Below are 16,985 nucleotides of genomic sequence, written 5' to 3'. Positions count from 1 at the left end.
CTCGCCTTCAGACGCTCGCACACCAGCGATGTAATCCCTGTCTGTCTCAGTCACGATGCCCTGCGGAGGTCGTGCTGGCCGCAGGATTTGCCAGGCGACAACCGTCGTACCTCAAGGGCGCAGCGAAAGTTCGCCTTCGATTTCCACCGGAATGTTGAATGGGAGCTCCGCCATGCCAACGGCACTGCGGGTATGGGCGCCCCGCGCAGGTCCGTACAGCTCAAGGATGAGGTCCGAGAATCCATTGATGACCTGCGGCTGTTGCGTGAATCCGGGCGCCGAGTTGACCATGCCAAAGACACGGTGCCAACGATCCACCCGATCCAGCTCGCCAATCGTGCGCTTGAGGCTGGCGAGCATGGAGAGCGCGACCAATCGCGCTGCCTGGTAACCCTCAGTGACCGAGAGTTCGGCCCCCACCTTGCCAAAAGGTCCTGCCATCAAGCCATCCCCACCCTGGGGTCCGTGGCCCGAGATGAGTACTCTCGTGCCGATCACCTGGACGAACTCGAACGGCAAGCTCAGTCCGGCGGGTATCGTGAAGGGCGGCGGCAGCGTCAAGCCCAAGGTCGCCAGCCGGGCGTCGATCTCGCTCATGGGTTCTTCCTGATCACACAAGACTCATTGGGGGGTTGACCTGGGGGCGAAGCCGATCCGATACCATTTTAGAACGTCTGCCCTGGATCAAAGAGGGCATTCCAAACGCGTGCCACGAAAGTGCCGACACCGAACTCCGCGGTCGCATGGAGACGAAGTGAAGATCCATGCGCGGTGATAGCCGCCCTTCTGCCGCCCTTCTGATCGAACGGCGCATCAGACGCCCTGTGCCAGCCGCGCCCGCTACTGCTGCAGGCGCTTCATCGACGCTTCGCTACGTCTTCCACGCTAAGCGTGCCCTGCTTCCCGCCGAAATGGCTAACGACGTAGTTGGACAACGCAGCAATTTCCGCATCCGAATACGCGCGACCAAACGACGGCATGAAGACATGTTGAGCACCCACGCGCAGCTGCGACCCATGCAGGATCACCTGGGTGAGGTTGTTCGCATGAGGATCGCTGACGGAGCGTAGACCGGCGAGTGATGCATAGTCGGTTTGGCGACCCTGTCCGTTGTCGAGATGACAACCCGCGCAAGCGCCCACGAACAATTGTTCGCCAAGGCCCGCCGTGCCATTCGGCGTTTTATTGCCCGCGGCGGCTACTGCCGGAAGTGCGACGCCGACCTGCTGTGGCTTCACCTCGCGCAGGTAGGTCACGAGGGCGGATATGTCCTCCGGCGTCAGGTATTGCAGGCTGTTTTCTATCACTTCGGCCATGGGGCCGGACGCGGTGCCGCGTCCTGTGGCATGCCCCTTGGCCAGGTAGTCGGCCAGCTCCTGCTCACTCCATGCACCGATGCCGTGATCCTTGTCCGAGGTTATGTTGTAGGCCATCCAGCCCTGCAACTCGGCGCCGGCAAGGTCCTCGCCAGCCTTTCGCGCAAAGGCGCTGTTTCTGGGCGTATGGCATTCGCTGCAGTGACCCAGCGCGGTGGCCAGGTAGGCGCCGCGATTCCATGCTTCGGATTTGCCCTGCTCTGGTACAAAGCGCTGCTTCTTGAGGAACAACGCGTTCCAGAGGCTAAGGGTCCAACGCTGGTTAAAGGGGAACGAGAGGTCGTTGGCCCGCGCCGGCGCGTGAACCGGGGGTAGGCTGAACAAATAAGCCTTGATGGCCAGAATGTCCGCGCGGCTGAGCGCCGTATAGGACGTGTAAGGAAACGCGGGATACAGCGGCTGGCCTGCCTTGTTCACGCCCGCATGCAGGGCACGGACGAAATCGTCGTCGCTCCAGCTGCCAATGCCCGTCTCGAGATCGGCGGTGATGTTGGTGGAATAGATGGTACCCATCGGCAACGTGAAGGCCACGCCACCGGCGAAGGCGTGGCCGCCGGGCGCCGTGTGGCATGCCGCGCAATCGGCTGCGCGCGTGAGGTATTCGCCGCGCGCCAACGGGTCGGTGATGCTGGCCGGGGCACCGGCGCTGAGGGGTTGAAGTGCCTGATCGTTCCCGCCGTTGCGCACCGTGAGCAAGGCATAGGCGCTGAAACCGACCACACCCAGGAGGATCAGGAGGACAAGCACAGCTATGAGGCGACCGATCTTCATACAAGCATCCTCGCGACCGAGGCAGCATCACTGGGGACTTGCGACGGCGTCGCCGCCGACAATACGGCCTTGAGCGCATTGGGGTCCGACACCAGCGCCGAGGTGTCGATCGGCAAGGTCCTGATGCGCACGCCGGTCGCCGCAAACACCGCGTTCAACAAGCTAGGCATGGACATGACGGTGGCGGTTTCGCCGATGCCACCCGGCTGCTCCGTGCTGGGGACAATGTGCACCTCCATGGGCGGGGTCTGGTTGAGGCGCATCACGCGATAGTCATTGAAGTTGCGCTGCTCCACCGCGCCTTCCTTCAAGGTGATGCCGCTGTAGAGCGCCGCGCTCCAGCCAAACACCAGTCCACCCTGGATCTGCGCTTCCACGGTGTTCGGGTTGACGACCATGCCGCAATCGACGGCGGTCACCGCGCGTAGCAGGCGGATCTCGCCTTGCGGCGACACCTCCACGTCCACCACCACACACAGGTAGCTACCAAACGGCGCGGCCAGGGCGACGCCTCGCCCGTGTCGCGGCGGCAGCGTGCCCTGCCCCCAACCCGCTTTCTGCGTGGCCAACTCCAATACGGCCAGGGCGCGCGGATGGTCGCCGAGCATCGATTTTCTATAGGCCACCGGGTCTTTGCCAGCCGCATGCGCAAGCTCATCGACGAAGCTCTCGACGACAAACACGGTATGCGTTGGCCCCACACCACGCCACCAACCGACCGCCAGGCCGGCGGGCATGTCATGCCGCACCCATTCCACGCGCATGTTCGGCACTTCGTAGGGAAGGTCCGCCGCGTTCTCCACCAGGTCCGGATCGAGCCCGTTCTTACCCATGGCGGGGGGAGCGAAGGTCGCCAACACCGAGGCGCCCGTGGTGCGATGTGTCCACGCCACCGGCTTACCCTGGCCGTCGAGCGTGGCAGAGATGCGGTCGTAATAGGCGGGACGGTAACGGTCCTGCGCAATGTCTTCCTCGCGGGTCCAGATCACCTTGACGGGATAGTCCACCTGCTTGGCGATGGCCACGGCCTGCTCGACAGAATCCTCGAACAGGCGCCGCCCGAAGCCACCACCCATGTATTGGTTGTGCACCATGATGCGCTCGGCCGGCAGGCCGGTGATCTTGGTAGCGACATCGACACACCGCGCAGGCACCTGCGAACCGACCCAGATTTCGCAGGCGTCAGGCCGTACGTGGACCACCGTGTTGATCGGCTCCATCGTGGCATGCGCGAGCATCGGCAACTGGTAGGTAGCGGAGACCAGCTTGCCGCTGACGCCGTCTACATGCCCGACATCGCGCGCCACGATCGGCGTGCCATGTTCGGATGCCTGCGCCATGTCCTTGAACAGCTGCTCCGTGGTAAAGCTGCCATTGGCACCGCGATCCCAGCGAATATCCAGCGCGTCCAGGCCTTGTTTGGCCGCCCAGAAGTGCTCACCGATCACCGCCACCGCATTGTCCAGCTTCACCACCTTGAGCACGCCGGGCACGGCGCGAGCGCGCGTATCGTCCACCGAGTCCAGCCGCCCGCCAAACGTGGGGCAGGCCTGCACCGTGGCCACCTTCATGCCTGGTACGCGTATGTCGATGCCGAAGGGCAAGCTGCCATCCACCTTGCCTGGCGTATCCACGCGACGCAGTGGCTTGCCGATGAGCTGGAAATCGCTGGGACTCTTAAGTGGTGCCTTATCGGGAGGTGCCACCTGCGCCGCCGCATCGGCCAGCTCCGCATAGCGCAGCGTGCGGCCGCTAGGCGCATGCGTAACCACCCCGCGCGCTACCGTGCATTGCGCGGGGTCCACCTTCCAACGCTGCGCAGCGGCACTCACCAACATGAAGCGCGCGGCGGCACCCGCGTTGCGCAGAGCCGACCAGCAATAGCGAATGGTGGTCGAACCACCGGTCGCCTGCTCGCCCAGTAGCGGGTTGGAATAGAGCTTGCGATTAGGCGGCGCGTGCTCGACGGTGATCTGGTCGAGCCCCACGTCCAGCTCCTCGGCCAGCAAGGTGGCCTGGCCCGTATACGCTCCCTGCCCCATCTCGATGCTTGGCATCACGAGTTGCACGCTGCCATCGTTGCCGACGCGCACGAAGGCGTTCGGTGCAAACAACGGCTGGCCCTGGTCGATGCGCGCCGTGTCCGCCAGTCCCCAGGCACGCATGGGACCACTCAGCCACATGAACGCCACCACCAGACCGCCGCGCTTGATGAGCTCGCGGCGGGACGGATCCTGCAGTCCATCGTCGTCTTGAACAGGGGTAGCGCGAATAACCATGACTTAGCTCTCGGTCGGTGTCTGAAGCCAGTAACAACGTCCACGCAACAGCGCTGCAAGATCTCAGGCGATGGTCTGCGGCAACGTGATTATTCCAGTGGCAGCCTGCTTGATGGCCGCGCGTATGCGCACGTAGGTGCCGCAGCGACACAGGTTGCCGGACATGGCCGTATCGATGTCCGCATCGGTCGGTTGCGGCGTCTGCGTGAGCAGCGCAGCCGCCGACATGATCTGGCCCGATTGGCAGTAGCCGCACTGCGCCACTTCGATACCTAGCCACGCTTGCTGCACACGCTTACCGACCTCCGTGGCGCCGATGCCTTCGATGGTCGTGATTTTCTTGCTTACCGCAGCGCTCACCGGTAATACACAGGAGCGAACCGGCTGGCCGTCCAGATGCACGGTGCAGGCACCGCACTGGGCAATACCGCATCCGAACTTCGTGCCGTTCAGGCCAATGACATCACGCAACACCCATAGCAACGGCATGTCATCGGGAACATCAACCTGCGATTCCTGACCATTGATAGAAAGGACGATCATGCAAATCTCCCTGCGAGGTCGTGTCGTCACGGCTCACCCGGACCGTGGATACGTGAACCACCGCCATGCGTCATCAAGGCGCTGTCAGCAACGCTCGAAGCGGCCCGTGCCGGGTGAAAACACCGTCAAATCTTCCTCCTGCGGAAAGAAAAGACAAGTGAAGACGCGGCAGTCGCACAGACGGCGCCACCTGCATGGCCCATCGTCGGCGCGATCGACACCCACCGTTGCCGCTGGCATTGGCCGGGCCTTATGACGGAACATGATACCCAGACCCTCCTTGGCCTCGAGTCATGAACGTCGCCCAAGAGTTCGACTCTCTGTACCGCGCGGCCCGGGCGCTGGCCCTGGGGCCAGGCCGCGACGGTGCGGCACTGGTCACCATCACGCAGACGCGCGGGTCCACCTTCCGTCGCGCAGGCGCGAGCATGCTGGTGCTGCCCGACGGGCGCATGGTGTGCGAGTTGTCCGGTGGATGTCCGCAACGGGACATCGCGCTGCGTGCGCAACGGGTCATCGAAAGCGGTCACCCGGCCCTGGTGGAGTACGGGCGCCATGCCAACCTGGACGTCATGCTTGAAACCGGTTGCGGCGGCGAGCTGGAAGTACTCATCGAGCCGCTACGAGAGCCGCGCGACCTCGTATTCCTTGAAACGGTCGCGCAAGTGCATGCCCGCCGTGTCGCCGGCGTCATGGCCACCGTTTACGCGGTAGATGAGCAAGTACTCGCTCCCCGTCCGCTTCGACTTGTACAGGCAGATGGCATCCACTGGAGCAATATTGAAGACCTGTCTTTTCGCGACCGCATCGCTGCTGAGCTGCCTTCGATCGGGGCGACACCAGCGATCGCGGCAGTCACCCGGCAGGTCGCGACGGGCGGAAAACACTACGACGTCCTCGTCGAATCGCAGCGCCCGCTGCACGCCCTAGTCATTGTTGGCGACGGCGCCAGCGCGCGATCGCTCGCCGAATTGTCGGTGCGACTGGGCTGGCAAACCACGCTGGTCGACTACACGCATGAGACCACCGATGAGGCCGATGGTATTCACCGCATCAACGCGTCGCCGCAGGCACTCATCGCGCAAGTACCGCTGGACAACGCCACGTCTGCCGTGGTGATGACGCACCGACTGGAGCGCGACATCGCGTACCTCCAAGCCCTGCTGGCAACGCCAGTGGGCTACCTCGGCGTGATCGGATCGCGTCAGCGAACCGCACGTGTGCGGGAGGCTTTCCCGCGGGCACAGGCACGGCTGCATGCGCCCGCAGGGCTGGACGTGGGGTCGGAAACACCCCATGAAATTGCCCTGGCGGTCGCCGCGGAAATCCTGGCTGTGCGTAACGGCCGAAACGGCGGGCCCTTGTCCCAGTCCCAGTCCCCGATACATCCATGACCGGCCACGGACAGCGCATAGCCGCCGTGCTGCTCGCCGCGGGAAACGCCAGCCGCTTCGGGGCGGCCAAGCAGACCCTGCCGATTGAAGGCATTCCCATGGTGCGCCGCGCTGCCATGGCCGCACTCGAGGCCGGCCTATCACCGGTGATCGTGGTGACCGGCGCTTACGCTGAGGCGGTCAAGACATGCCTCGCCGGCTTGCCGGTGCAACTCACCGAGAACCCCGACTGGACAACCGGCATGGGCAGTTCGCTGGGGCTTGGTGTCAGAACCGCCATGGCCATGGAAGCCATGCCGCATGCGTTACTGGTACTGCTGGCAGATCAGCCAGGCATCCGTGCCGCGGACCTAAAAAGCTTGGCCAAAGCGCATGCCTCTGCGCCCGGGCGCATCCGGGCCGCCCGCTTCGAAGGCCATCTGGGACCGCCTTGCCTGTTCCCGCGCGCCTACTTCGGCGAGCTGGCCTCGCTGCAAGGAACAAAAGGCGCCCGGCGATTGCTCGAACACTATCTCGACCGCGTCGATGGTCACGACCTTCCTGCAGCCGCCTTCGATATCGACACACCTGCCGATCACGCAGTGTGGCTCGCCTATCAAGGGCTCCGTTGAGACGGGCCTGCCGCGCCCCACCGCGGCCTCGGGCCCCATGAACGTCTTCAGCTCAAAGGCATCCAATCGAATCCCCAGCTGCCTACGAAAGTCAAAGCTTGTCAGTCAGGCATGGGGCTTCGTCATCCGGTCGGCTTTTCTAAGCAGATGCCTGCGATGGTTCCGGGTGTCATGCTGCGCGTCGTGCAGATTCCGTTCGGCGCGCTCCAGGGCGGCCGTGATCTTGGGCGCGCAACCTGCCTCGATGGCGAGCTGGCGTGCCTGATGCACATGCCGGATGGCTTCGGTGATGCTGGTAGTGCAGCGGCGGGTTGAGGCGATCGTGCGGGTGATCAGTGCGTTGATGTCTGTCATGTCGCCAACCCCTGCACAGCTGATGTAGATAGTTCGCCTGGGATCGGGAGTGGACCCCGCGCGATGCACTTACGACCACTTCGGCAGAACGGGCGCTCCCCGTGCTGGCCGGTCCGCATCTCAGCATGCGATAGCCAGGGTTTGAGATCCCGTGAACGTCTTTGGTGAGCGTGGCTCAACGCTTCTGGTAGGGGTGGAAGATGTAGTTCTTCGCTTCCACTTTCACGTGGCATTTGTGCCCGCAGTCTGCGAGAGCGGTGGGATCGACCTTGAACGTGTCGGATGCAACTTCGTAGTTGAACAGCGCATACCCCCATCCGCCGGTCTTCGGAAATCGCTTGCTGTCCTTTTCCATAACGAACGCCTGCGAGAAGACGTCCGGCACATCCACCACGAAGGGGGCATCCGTGCTCTTCTTCGGCTTCCACTGCAGCTTCACGATCTTGGAGCCCTCCGGGAAAGGCTGGCCGTTGCCCGGAATACCCGACTTGTATGCCTTGATCATGGTCGGGTTGGCAACGATCACCTTGAGCACTTCGTCGGTACGGGCGGAAGAGACCACCGACCAGTCCTCGTATCCTCGGAAGTCAGCGAACGCGATGCCACCCGGCGACACCAGTGAGTACTTGTCATTGTTCTTTTCTTGCGCGTAAAGCGCCGCGCCGCCCAGGACGGCGAACGATGCCGTGGCCACCGCTATAAAGAGCTTTCTCTGGCGCTTCATGGCTGATCCTCGCTTGACCCTCGTGGACACGCTCATTTTCTTGCTGGCGATGTGCTTGCCCGCAAGTTCGAAGAAGCTGCATATCGAAGTACCACTTCGCATGGAATGGCGCAGCACATCGATCGGCGGTTCGATACCGAATGCTCAGTCTAGCCAGCACCGTTTCATCGCCGCGTGAATTCGCCTTCGCCCAGGCGAATGACCCGTCCGAGAGTCACCGCGGCTGATTTACGTTTTGCGAGCGAGAGCCGCCTTGGAAAGAAGGTAGGCGTTGGTGCCATTGACTGAGACGTGGGCCAAAATCGTCCCGCGTCGCAAGACATGCTGTAACGGGCGCAATGTCACTCCCCGCCCATGGAAGAGGTAGGCTCGAAGCAGCCTTGAGTCCGACACTTGCCTGACGTAACCAGCTTGAACCCGGGGCAAGTGAACCTGGCACTTGATGGGCAATTCATGGGAAGCCCTATGCGGTCGGCGCAACGACTTCGTCAGGCGCCGGCAAAGATCGCCGCGGGCCAGCCCGAAGGACGTGCGCCGTGGCACATCCCAGCAGCGCACCGCTGCACTGAGCAAAGACGAAGCCCGTGACATCCTGGGGACGTATGCCGGCAAACGTCTGCGTCAGGGAACGCGCCAAAGTCACCGCCGGGTTCGCGAAGGACGTGCTCGCCGTGAACCAGTACGCGGCAAAGATGTAAGCCGCCACCAGCGCGGGGACCGCCGCCGGACGATGCGCGCGACCCAGGAGTATCGTCAATAGAAGTCCATAGGTCGCCACGCCTTCGCTAATCCATAGCGGCGTCCCGGTGCGGACACGCGTGCCAGGCTGGATCAGCGGCATGCCAAACATGGCATGAGCAAGCATGACTCCGGCAATCGCCGCAATCACTTGCACTGCAATATAGGTCGCCGCCTCGCGATGGGTGATCTCGCCATGGATGCGCATGGCAAGCGTGACCAGCGGATTGAAGTGAGCCCCGGAAATCGGCGCGAATAGCGCGATGAGAACGTAGAGGCCGCCTGCCGTGGCGGCGGCATTGGCGAAAAGTGCGATGGCGCTATTTCCGCCCGCAAGCTCCGCCCCCATGATGCCTGAGCCGACCACGACGGCCAGCAGCAGCCCCGTGCCGATGAATTCGGCGAGAAGTTTCCGCGCCAGGCTCATCACAGCGTTGCCAACAAGGCGCGGACGCGGCGAGCGATGTCATCGCGAACGCCTCGATAGGCTTCGTCCTCCATGTGCTTGGGATCAGGCAGCGCCCAATCCATGCGCTGCTTCGCCGGCACCCAAGGACATTGATCGCCACACCCCATGGTGATGACGGCATCAAACGCGCCGGCGACATCGTCAAGCGATTTTGAAGTATGGGTGGTGAGGTCGTACCCCAGTTCATGCATGAACAGGACGGCCTTCGGGTTAATCTTGCCCGACGGGCGCGATCCCGCGCTAAGCGCTTCGATGTCTTCGCCACCATAGATGCGTGCAAATGCCTCGGCCATCTGGCTGCGATTGGAATTCTCGACGCAGACGAAAAGGATGCGCTTCATGACGATGCGATCTTTGTTGAAGCCTTGCGTAAGGGCTTGCATACCGCTGCGGGTTCGCAACATGCGGCATCGGCGGCGCCGGCGCAGCAGTTCTCCGTGAGGAAGCCGAGCAAGGCGTTCATTTGCTCGTAGTTCGCACGACATTGGATGACGCGACCTTGGCGATCATCGCTAACCATCCCTGCCCGTCGCAGGATATGCAGGTGATTCGTCAGCGTCGCCCCCGGTAGGCCGGTGGCCGCAGCGAGTTCGCCAACGGCCATGCCATCCGCACCCGCCTGGACGAGCAGGCGGAAGAGGTTAAGACGATGCTCTTGAGCCAAGGCGTTGAGACAGGCCAGCGCGTCGATTGATTTCATATTTCTAGATTTACGGAAATATGTGAATCAGTCAAGAACCCTGGGTGAAAATCAACGGCGGACTAGCGACTTGTCTCCGAGGCAGCCGAGGCCCGTGAAGACATGGGCGCGCCCACGAGGGCCAAAAAAGGTCACACAAACACCCCCTCACTTGACGCCAATGACCATGGAATCCGGACCCAGCAGCGGCTCGACACGAGTCTCAGTGAAGCCTGCTTCCTTCATCCATTCGCAGCATTGGGCACCGGTATAGTCGAAGCCCCCGGGCGTTTCGATAAGCATGTTCAGACTCATCAGCAGGCCGAACGCGTTGTGCTGGCGCGCATCGTCAATGATCGCGTCGTAAACGATCAGACAACCTCCGGCCGGCAGCGCCGCATGGCATTTGGCCAGAAGCGCCTTCTTCTGCCCAAGATCCCAGTCATGCAGGATGTGCCCCATCACAAGTACGTCCGCCGAAGGGCAAGGATCCCTGAAAAAGTCCCCTGGGTAGAAGCGCAGCCGCTCCTGCAGGCCGTGCGAGGCCACGTACTCGTCAAAAATGGGCCCGACTACCGCCAAATCGAAGCCGCCACCGCGCAAGTGCGGATGGGCAAGCGCAATTTGCACGGGACATGCGCCCTGCGCCGCGCCGATATCAATGAACGTCTGGTAGTTCTGCCAGGGAAATTTTTTTGCTATCGCCCTTGCCGAGGCCAGGCTGACGCCGCTCATCGCTTGCAGGAAGCCGCGTAAGCCAGATTCATCCTGATAGAGCGCGTCGAACGGAGAGCCGCCCTGCTTCGATTCGTTTTGCGGCAGTCCCGTGCGCAGGGCTTCGGTGAGGCAACCCCAGGAGGCGTACAGCCGGGCATTCGCCATTTCCAGCAGGCCACCCACATAGCTTGGCTTGGCCCTGTCGAGGAATAGATCGGTATCGGGCGTATTGCGGTACTTGTCACCCTCCCGCTCAAGCAGACCAAGTGCAACCAGCGCATCCAGGAAATCGAGCGCTGATCGGGGATGCAGTCCGATTTTGTCGGCGAGATCCATGGCTTTCAGGCTGCCGTTCGCCAAGTGCGTAAAAACGCCGAGCTCAACCGCCGAAAGCAGTGCCTTGGACGCCCAGAACCCCAAGCCCAGCTGGATCAGTCGTTCAGGCGTAAGTTCGGCATCAAGCCGACTGCTCGAACTCTCGCCAGAGGTGTCTTGTGAGTGGCGCATAAACCCTCCAAAGGGACGCGTCGTGAAGCGCCGCCGCTGCATCTTCGGCGCAATCCGGATCGCGCGGGCTTTTGTGGAAGGAGAAATCTAGTCGTGTATCTTCACGAAAAACACATGTCTTTCGGCGCTAAAGCCTTAGCTATACGCCATATGGCAACGGGTCATCCCGACGACATCCACAAACTCGCGACCGAGCATCAGCGATGCCGTTCCCGAGCGTGTGCTGCAACAGTCTTTTCACAGCGGGCGCGTCTGCGCATCCGCACGGCTCAAGTCACTTCGTCGCCTGAATCGTGGTTCGGCTCCATAGCGACAGCGCGAGGCCAACCATGATCAATACAAGGAGAATAAGGTTGACGACGAATCCTGGCGGACTTCCCGTCGTAGCGATCGGCAGGAAATGCAGAATCAATTTTCTGCACAGGTGTTCAAGCAGGAAAAGCGCAAACATGAGGGGCACCATGGCGCGATATCTGATTGCCACCAGGACACATAACAAGCAGAACACCAGCTGTCCTAGCCCCCAAATCGCGAATAGCGAGACGACGGCATCGGCGCCTGCAGGAGTGAATGCATCCAGGGGGATTCCGTCGGCCGAGCTTGCCACGTGGTGGCCGTTGATGATGGAGTTCACGCCAATGCCCACCTTGATTAGCACGAGCAGACCAAAGATCCAGAGCGCGAGTTTCTGACCGCGATACGTGTTGTCGATGTACGGGGGAAGGAGCTGACTAAACATGGGATCTCTCCGCAAGCGGAAGGGGTTTCTAGCGCAGCCTCGCTACCTCATATCCTGCGCTGGATCGCGCATGCGCCTGTCTCTCGGCTCGTGCGGAAACGCCCCCAGATTGCCGAAGCCCCGTTCCTGCCGCAAGGTCCCATTTGGGTCAAAAGACGGCATTCCACGACCTTGGGAACCCCGTTCACCCATCCTCGCTGTACATGGCGACCGGCACCTCGACCGACGGCAGCCTGCCCTTCGCTCGCCTGTTTGGGCAAATACTTGCGCACGAGTCATAATGTCAGGTTGCCAGCCAGCATCTTCGTGACCTCATGTATATCGGTATCGACTTCGGCACCAGCTATTCGGCCGCCGCGGCCATCGTCAGCGGCAAGCTGTCCATGGTTCGCTTTGGCGAGGCCGAACAGTTCCGTACAGCGGTGTTCTTCCCCGAATTGGTGCCGGACCCCAACGACTTCGCGCTGACGCCGGAGCTGGAAGCCCAGCTGGAAGTGCAGCTGCGTCTGGCCCGCACCCAGCAGCGCCAGCAGGCCGGCGCTGCTGCGGCACGTGGACAGGCGCCAGTGTCGCGTACCGAAGACGAACTGCGCTACGAGGCGCTGCGAGTGGTGCGGCGGCAGTGGATGGAAGAGCAGACGCGCGAGGCCCCCGCCTCGGTCGCCAGCTTCCAGCACGCGCTGTTTGGCGAGGACGCGGTGGAAGGCTATCTGGATAGCGGTGGCGGCAACCTCATCGAGTCGCCCAAGTCGATGTTCGGCTATCGCCTGGATCCGCAGGTGCGCAAGGTGATTGTGCATATCGCCACGCATATCCTGGAACACATCCGCCTCACCGCCAGCAAACAGTTCGGCGCGCCGGTGCGTGGCGCCGTGATCGGGCGACCGGTGGAGTTCCGCAGCTCCATGGGTGCGCAGGGTTCGGAACAGGCGATTGAAATTCTGCGCGAGGCCGCTGCGGTCGCCGGCTTCGACCACGTGATCTTTCTGGAAGAGCCTGCCGCTGCCGCGATGCATTACCACAAGAGCCTGCAAGCTCGGCAGCACGCGCTAATCGTCGATATTGGCGGCGGCACCACCGACGTAGCGCATGCCGAACTCGGCGGCGGTGTTGCACCGAACATTGCGCGCAGCTGGGGCCTGCCCAAGGGCGGTACCGACCTGGACGTGAGCGTGAGCCTGCACAGCTTCATGCCCCTGTTGGGCAAGGACACCATCCGCGTGCCCCAGCATCAGTTTGTGGAAGCGGCCAGCGTGCACAACCTGCCCAAGCAGCGCGAGTTCCGCAAACAGAACTATCGCCTGGTGCCCGCGCCCTACAGCGCGCGCCTGCGCGCGTTGCAGGAGCTAGGCGCCACCACCCGCCTCAACCGGCTGGCCGAGCGCACCAAGATCACCCTGAGCGACTCGCCGCACTACCGTGCCGAGCTGGATTTCATCGAGCCGGGCCTGGCGGTGGAAGCAAGCAGCGAGGACTTCAACACCGCTATCGAAAGCTTCCTCAGCCAGTTGGAGCGCACGCTAACCGCGGTGCGCACCGACCTGGACGCGCTGCCGGCCAGCGTCTTCCTCACCGGCGGCACGTCCCGCTCGCCGCAGATCAAGGCGCGCGTGGAAGCCTGCTTCCCCGAAATTCCGCTGGTGCAAGGCGATCCATCGCTGGGCGTCGTGTCGGGCTTGGCCGTGGCAGCGAGCGAAGTGAAGCCTGAAGCCGCCGTCTAGTGGGCGCTGCGACATGAGGCTCGACTTGCTTACGCGTGGGCGTGATCACCGTGCAGCGGCGAGTGGTGCGAACGGCTCAGCAGCTCCTCAAAATCCCGTGCAACAGCAGCATTGCCGAAATGCTCGATGGCAAACGCCCGCGCAGCCTGGCCCATCTCGTCGCGGCGCAGCGGATCACACAGGCTGATGATGGCGTCACGCCATGCGGCCACGTTGCCGGGCTCGATCAGGTAGCCGGTGACCTGGTCCTGCAGGGTCTCGGGAATGCCGCCGATCCTGCTGCCAAGGACCGGCACGCCGCATGCCTCGGCCTCGATGGCGACACGCCCAAAGGTCTCCGGCTCTACCGATGGAAACGCCAGAAACGACATCGCGCTGCAGTAGCGCGCGGTATCCGCTACCCAGCCGGTGAAGTGGTGGCGTTCCGCCGTTTGGCTGCTGGCCGCCATCTCGTGCAGGACTTGTTCTTCCGGACCATTGCCGACCCACAGCACGTGAAGCTTCTCGTTGCTGGCCATGGCTTCGTTCGCCGCACGCATCAGCGTGGTGACGCCTTTGCCGCCGTGCATGCGCCCCACGTAACCCAGCACAATGGCGTCATTGTCGATGCCCAGTTGCTGGCGCACGGCGGCGCGCAGCTGGGGGTCTGGCCGAAACTGGGCCGTGTCGACCGGGTTGTACGAGATGGATATCAGCTCGGGTGGCACGCCCCACTGGAGGTACGCGTTTCGCGCATAGTTGGATACCGCGATAAAGCGCTGTGCCATCCGCGGAATACCGTACTCGGAAAGCTTGCTCATGCGCGGCGTGCGGTGCCGAAACAAGGCGACCGGCGTGTGCGTAAGGCGCCCGCAGGCGATCAGCGGCCAGTATTCCTTGCCGAAGTTACCGACCAACCAATCCGGCTTGAGCTCCCTCACTCGCCTGAGCACGGCGGCATAGCCGCGTACATCGTAGACGTTGCGAAACGAGCTGTAGTGGGCGGGAATGTGCGCGGTCTCAAAACCTTCGCCAATGAGGCCTCGCCGCGACACGACCCCTTCAACCGCGTGCCCCGCTTCGGACATGGCTTTGGCCAGCGTGACGAAATGGGTGGCAGCGCCGGTGTTTTCCGGGTTGGTGCCGACAAATAGAAGTTTCATGCGCGCCTGTCTTCGTAGCGAGTCAATACCCTGGCGGCCACCTGCGGCAGCAGGTGATGCCGAGCCACCTGAATCCGTGGCAGGCGCCAGAGATCGATGTCGCTCCCGGAGCTGGCGCGACCACGATCGGTGGTGGTGGCGGCGTCGAATCCCGACTGCCGCGCAATGGCAACGGCACGCTCGTCGTAGTCGCCGTAGGGATAGCAAAACTGCGTAACGGGTGCATCGAGCTGCTGTTCAAGCTCCGCCTTGCAACCCTGTATTTCGTCGCGTTGCTGCCGGTCGTTGCATTGGCTTAGGCGTACGTGCGTACGCGTGTGCGCGCCAACGTCCATACCTGCGGCGTGCCACGCCCGCAGTTGTTGCCCCGACATGATGGGCTTGCGTACGCCGAGCCGGTCGGCATCCCAGGCGTTGTACTGACCCAGCGCGCCGCTGACGACATAGCAGGTTGCCGTGAAGGCATAACGCTGCAAGATCGACACCGCCGATTCGAGGTTGTCCACATAGCCGTCGTCCAGCGTAATCACGACGACGCGACCTTCCCGTTCGCCGCGCAGATAAGGCATGGCGTCGGCCATCGACAGGCCCCGATAGCCGAGGCCTTTCAACATGGCCATCTGCCGTGCAAACGACGCGGGCGACACATAAAGGCTGCGGTACACCCGTACGCTGTCGGGAACCTGGGCGATGTTGTGATACATCAAAATAGGTATTTTCACTATCGACCTGGAGGCGATTACTGACATGGATATCGGATGCTGCGCAGATTGCGCGGCGGGCACCGATGACCCGCTCATCTGCGGCTAGCGTCCGGAAAACTTACGCGGAGCTTTCAGCAGTGAACGTTTCGCGGGGAAAACATGCCATTCACGCCGCTATAACGATTGCAGTTAGTTAATGATGAAAAACCCAGCCCGAGCGGTCTTTGAGGGCCTGGGAAAGTAGTGATGATGACAAGTTCGTCTTTCATAGAGCTGACGAAGAATGTCAGCTCGTTGAAAGGCCCTGGCGCCGAAGGCCTCGTCGGCGGGATCATCGGCAGACACCACCGTAGAAGGACCATCGAATGAAAGGCTTTCGCGTTGTGTTTTTGGCCGTCTTTGCGGCCTGCGCACTCCTCCCTGGCGTCATCGTGCATGCCTCTCAGGACACCCCCAAAACCGTGCAGGGCAAGCCCAATCTATCCGGCCTGCACGACTTCGACTTTCTCGTCGGCAACTGGCACAGCCACCATCGAAAGCTCAAGGAAAAACTGGCCAACAGTCGTGACTGGGAAGAGTTCGACGGCACGCTCAGCATGCGCAAGCTGATGGATGGTCATGCCAACGTCGACGACAACGTGTTCAATACGGCCGAAGGTAGCTACCGCGGCGTTGGCCTTCGCTCGTACGACACGAAGACCGGGCAGTGGGCCATCTGGTGGCTTGATGGCCGGGACCCGTTTGGGCAGCTCGATCCGCCCGTGAAAGGCCGCTTCGAGAACGGCGTTGGCACCTTCTATTCCACCGACACACTGCGTGGAAAGCCCATCCGCGTCCGCTTTGTCTGGTCGAAGATCACGCCCACGACAGCGCGCTGGGAACAGGCCTACTCCGCCGACGAGGGAAAGACCTGGGAGGTCAACTGGACCATGGATTTCACCCGGGAGCAGTAGCTTATCCATGCGCTGCGTAGCCGCGTCCAGCCAGCACGGCGGCCGTGCTGCCGGATGATGGGCGTCGACAAGCTCGATATCGGAAGTAGGCTCGCTGATCGATGAAACGGGGATCGCCGCGATCAGCGGGCCGGGCGCATGCGCGTCCGTCTAGGCGAAAGTCGGATTCGGGTTAGCTCTGCGCCGACTGACGCGCCGAACTGTTTGAGCGTATTTCTGCGTGCGCCCTCAGACGCGGCGTACGGACCCTAATGCTTGATCCGCACGCTATCTCGTCCGTCTGGCTTGGTTCTTTTGCGGCATCAGATTCAGCGGGCAATTCCAGCACGGTCGCGAGCAGAGACGAGTCTTAGGCTCGCATCGGCGGCTCAACCTTGCGAATTCGCCACAGCAGCCACTGGAACCTGAGTGGCGACGGCGCCGGGCGCATTCGTCTGCGAAGTGATCATGGCGCCAAAGGTCAGTACGCAAACCAGCAGGCTGGCGGCAAAAAAACTTTTCAGCATCAGGGTCTCGAATTTCATGATCGTTCTCCGTGATCGGGTTAGAAAGCTCTCACCAGGT

The 16,985-nt window shown here is 62.3% G+C and carries 18 protein-coding genes; 4 read left to right on the top strand and 14 right to left on the bottom strand.

From position 1 onward, the window contains the following. Positions 1 to 111: 111 nt before the first annotated feature. The 4 genes from ACT01B_RS06440 to ACT01B_RS06425 all read right to left on the bottom strand — a co-directional run bounded on the left by ACT01B_RS06440 (position 112) and on the right by ACT01B_RS06425 (position 4,969). Positions 112 to 597, bottom strand: coding sequence for a RidA family protein (locus ACT01B_RS06440; protein WP_445146549.1), 486 nt, complete (start codon positions 595 to 597; stop codon positions 112 to 114). A gap of 260 nt (positions 598 to 857) precedes the next feature. Then, a complete protein-coding gene (locus ACT01B_RS06435; RefSeq protein WP_445146548.1) occupies positions 858 to 2,147 on the bottom strand; it encodes a c-type cytochrome in 1,290 nt (429 codons plus the stop codon). Beyond that, positions 2,144 to 4,426 carry a molybdopterin cofactor-binding domain-containing protein gene (locus ACT01B_RS06430; RefSeq protein ID WP_445146547.1) on the bottom strand — a complete coding sequence of 761 codons (2,283 nt, stop codon included), beginning with the start codon at positions 4,424 to 4,426 and terminating at the stop codon, positions 2,144 to 2,146. Before ACT01B_RS06430 ends, ACT01B_RS06435 begins: the two co-directional genes overlap by 4 nt. Positions 4,427 to 4,489: 63 nt before the next feature. Beyond that, positions 4,490 to 4,969, bottom strand: a complete 480-nt coding sequence (locus ACT01B_RS06425) for a (2Fe-2S)-binding protein (RefSeq protein ID WP_445146546.1) — start codon at positions 4,967 to 4,969, stop codon at positions 4,490 to 4,492. A gap of 293 nt (positions 4,970 to 5,262) precedes the next feature. Between ACT01B_RS06425 and ACT01B_RS06420 the strand changes: the two genes are divergently transcribed. Both ACT01B_RS06420 and ACT01B_RS06415 read left to right on the top strand, forming a co-directional pair. Beyond that, complete coding sequence (locus ACT01B_RS06420) at positions 5,263 to 6,363, top strand: XdhC family protein (RefSeq protein ID WP_445146545.1); 1,101 nt, start codon at positions 5,263 to 5,265, stop codon at positions 6,361 to 6,363. Between the two features lie 26 nt (positions 6,364 to 6,389). Further along, on the top strand, positions 6,390 to 6,974 hold the full coding sequence (locus ACT01B_RS06415; RefSeq protein ID WP_445146544.1) for a nucleotidyltransferase family protein: 585 nt from the start codon (positions 6,390 to 6,392) through the stop codon (positions 6,972 to 6,974). 105 nt (positions 6,975 to 7,079) lie between these two features. Here the strand turns inward: ACT01B_RS06415 and ACT01B_RS06410 are convergent, their stop codons facing one another. The 7 genes from ACT01B_RS06410 to ACT01B_RS06380 form a co-directional block, all read right to left on the bottom strand. Next, entirely contained in the window at positions 7,080 to 7,328 is a 249-nt protein-coding gene (locus tag ACT01B_RS06410; RefSeq protein WP_445146543.1) for a hypothetical protein, read from the bottom strand. Positions 7,329 to 7,503: 175 nt separating this feature from the next. Next, positions 7,504 to 8,169: a cytochrome P460 family protein gene (locus ACT01B_RS06405; RefSeq protein ID WP_445146542.1), complete on the bottom strand. Its 666-nt coding sequence runs from the start codon at positions 8,167 to 8,169 to the stop codon at positions 7,504 to 7,506. A 346-nt stretch (positions 8,170 to 8,515) separates the two neighbouring features. Further along, a complete protein-coding gene (locus ACT01B_RS06400) occupies positions 8,516 to 9,217 on the bottom strand; it encodes an aquaporin (protein ID WP_445146541.1) in 702 nt (233 codons plus the stop codon). Continuing rightward, complete coding sequence (locus ACT01B_RS06395) at positions 9,217 to 9,600, bottom strand: arsenate reductase ArsC (RefSeq protein WP_445146540.1); 384 nt, start codon at positions 9,598 to 9,600, stop codon at positions 9,217 to 9,219. The genes ACT01B_RS06400 and ACT01B_RS06395 overlap by 1 nt, the downstream gene beginning before the upstream one ends. Next, positions 9,597 to 9,959: an ArsR/SmtB family transcription factor gene (locus tag ACT01B_RS06390; protein ID WP_445146539.1), complete on the bottom strand. Its 363-nt coding sequence runs from the start codon at positions 9,957 to 9,959 to the stop codon at positions 9,597 to 9,599. Before ACT01B_RS06390 ends, ACT01B_RS06395 begins: the two co-directional genes overlap by 4 nt. 147 nt (positions 9,960 to 10,106) lie before the next feature. After that, positions 10,107 to 11,162: a methyltransferase gene (locus tag ACT01B_RS06385; protein ID WP_445146538.1), complete on the bottom strand. Its 1,056-nt coding sequence runs from the start codon at positions 11,160 to 11,162 to the stop codon at positions 10,107 to 10,109. A gap of 274 nt (positions 11,163 to 11,436) precedes the next feature. After that, a complete protein-coding gene (locus ACT01B_RS06380) occupies positions 11,437 to 11,901 on the bottom strand; it encodes a hypothetical protein (protein WP_445146537.1) in 465 nt (154 codons plus the stop codon). A 314-nt stretch (positions 11,902 to 12,215) separates the two neighbouring features. Between ACT01B_RS06380 and ACT01B_RS06375 the strand changes: the two genes are divergently transcribed. Continuing rightward, positions 12,216 to 13,622 carry an Hsp70 family protein gene (locus ACT01B_RS06375; RefSeq protein ID WP_445146536.1) on the top strand — a complete coding sequence of 469 codons (1,407 nt, stop codon included), beginning with the start codon at positions 12,216 to 12,218 and terminating at the stop codon, positions 13,620 to 13,622. A gap of 29 nt (positions 13,623 to 13,651) precedes the next feature. Here ACT01B_RS06375 and ACT01B_RS06370 read toward each other — a convergent pair whose 3' ends face one another. Both ACT01B_RS06370 and ACT01B_RS06365 read right to left on the bottom strand, forming a co-directional pair. Next, positions 13,652 to 14,764 (bottom strand): glycosyltransferase family 4 protein, encoded by a 1,113-nt coding sequence (locus tag ACT01B_RS06370; protein ID WP_445146535.1) that lies wholly within the window; start codon positions 14,762 to 14,764, stop codon positions 13,652 to 13,654. Beyond that, positions 14,761 to 15,513 carry a polysaccharide deacetylase family protein gene (locus ACT01B_RS06365; RefSeq protein WP_445146534.1) on the bottom strand — a complete coding sequence of 251 codons (753 nt, stop codon included), beginning with the start codon at positions 15,511 to 15,513 and terminating at the stop codon, positions 14,761 to 14,763. Before ACT01B_RS06365 ends, ACT01B_RS06370 begins: the two co-directional genes overlap by 4 nt. A gap of 320 nt (positions 15,514 to 15,833) precedes the next feature. Between ACT01B_RS06365 and ACT01B_RS06360 the strand changes: the two genes are divergently transcribed. Continuing rightward, entirely contained in the window at positions 15,834 to 16,421 is a 588-nt protein-coding gene (locus ACT01B_RS06360) for a hypothetical protein (RefSeq protein ID WP_445146533.1), read from the top strand. A gap of 368 nt (positions 16,422 to 16,789) precedes the next feature. Here ACT01B_RS06360 and ACT01B_RS06355 read toward each other — a convergent pair whose 3' ends face one another. After that, the gene (locus tag ACT01B_RS06355; RefSeq protein WP_445146532.1) at positions 16,790 to 16,945 is read right to left on the bottom strand and encodes a hypothetical protein; all 156 of its coding nucleotides are present in this window, start codon (positions 16,943 to 16,945) and stop codon (positions 16,790 to 16,792) included. Positions 16,946 to 16,985: the final 40 nt, after the last annotated feature.

The sequence above is a fragment of the Dyella sp. Tek66A03 genome (assembly GCF_052567735.1).
Note: the sequence above shows the minus strand (reverse complement) of the source record. Positions and strands in the feature narration are given on the sequence as shown.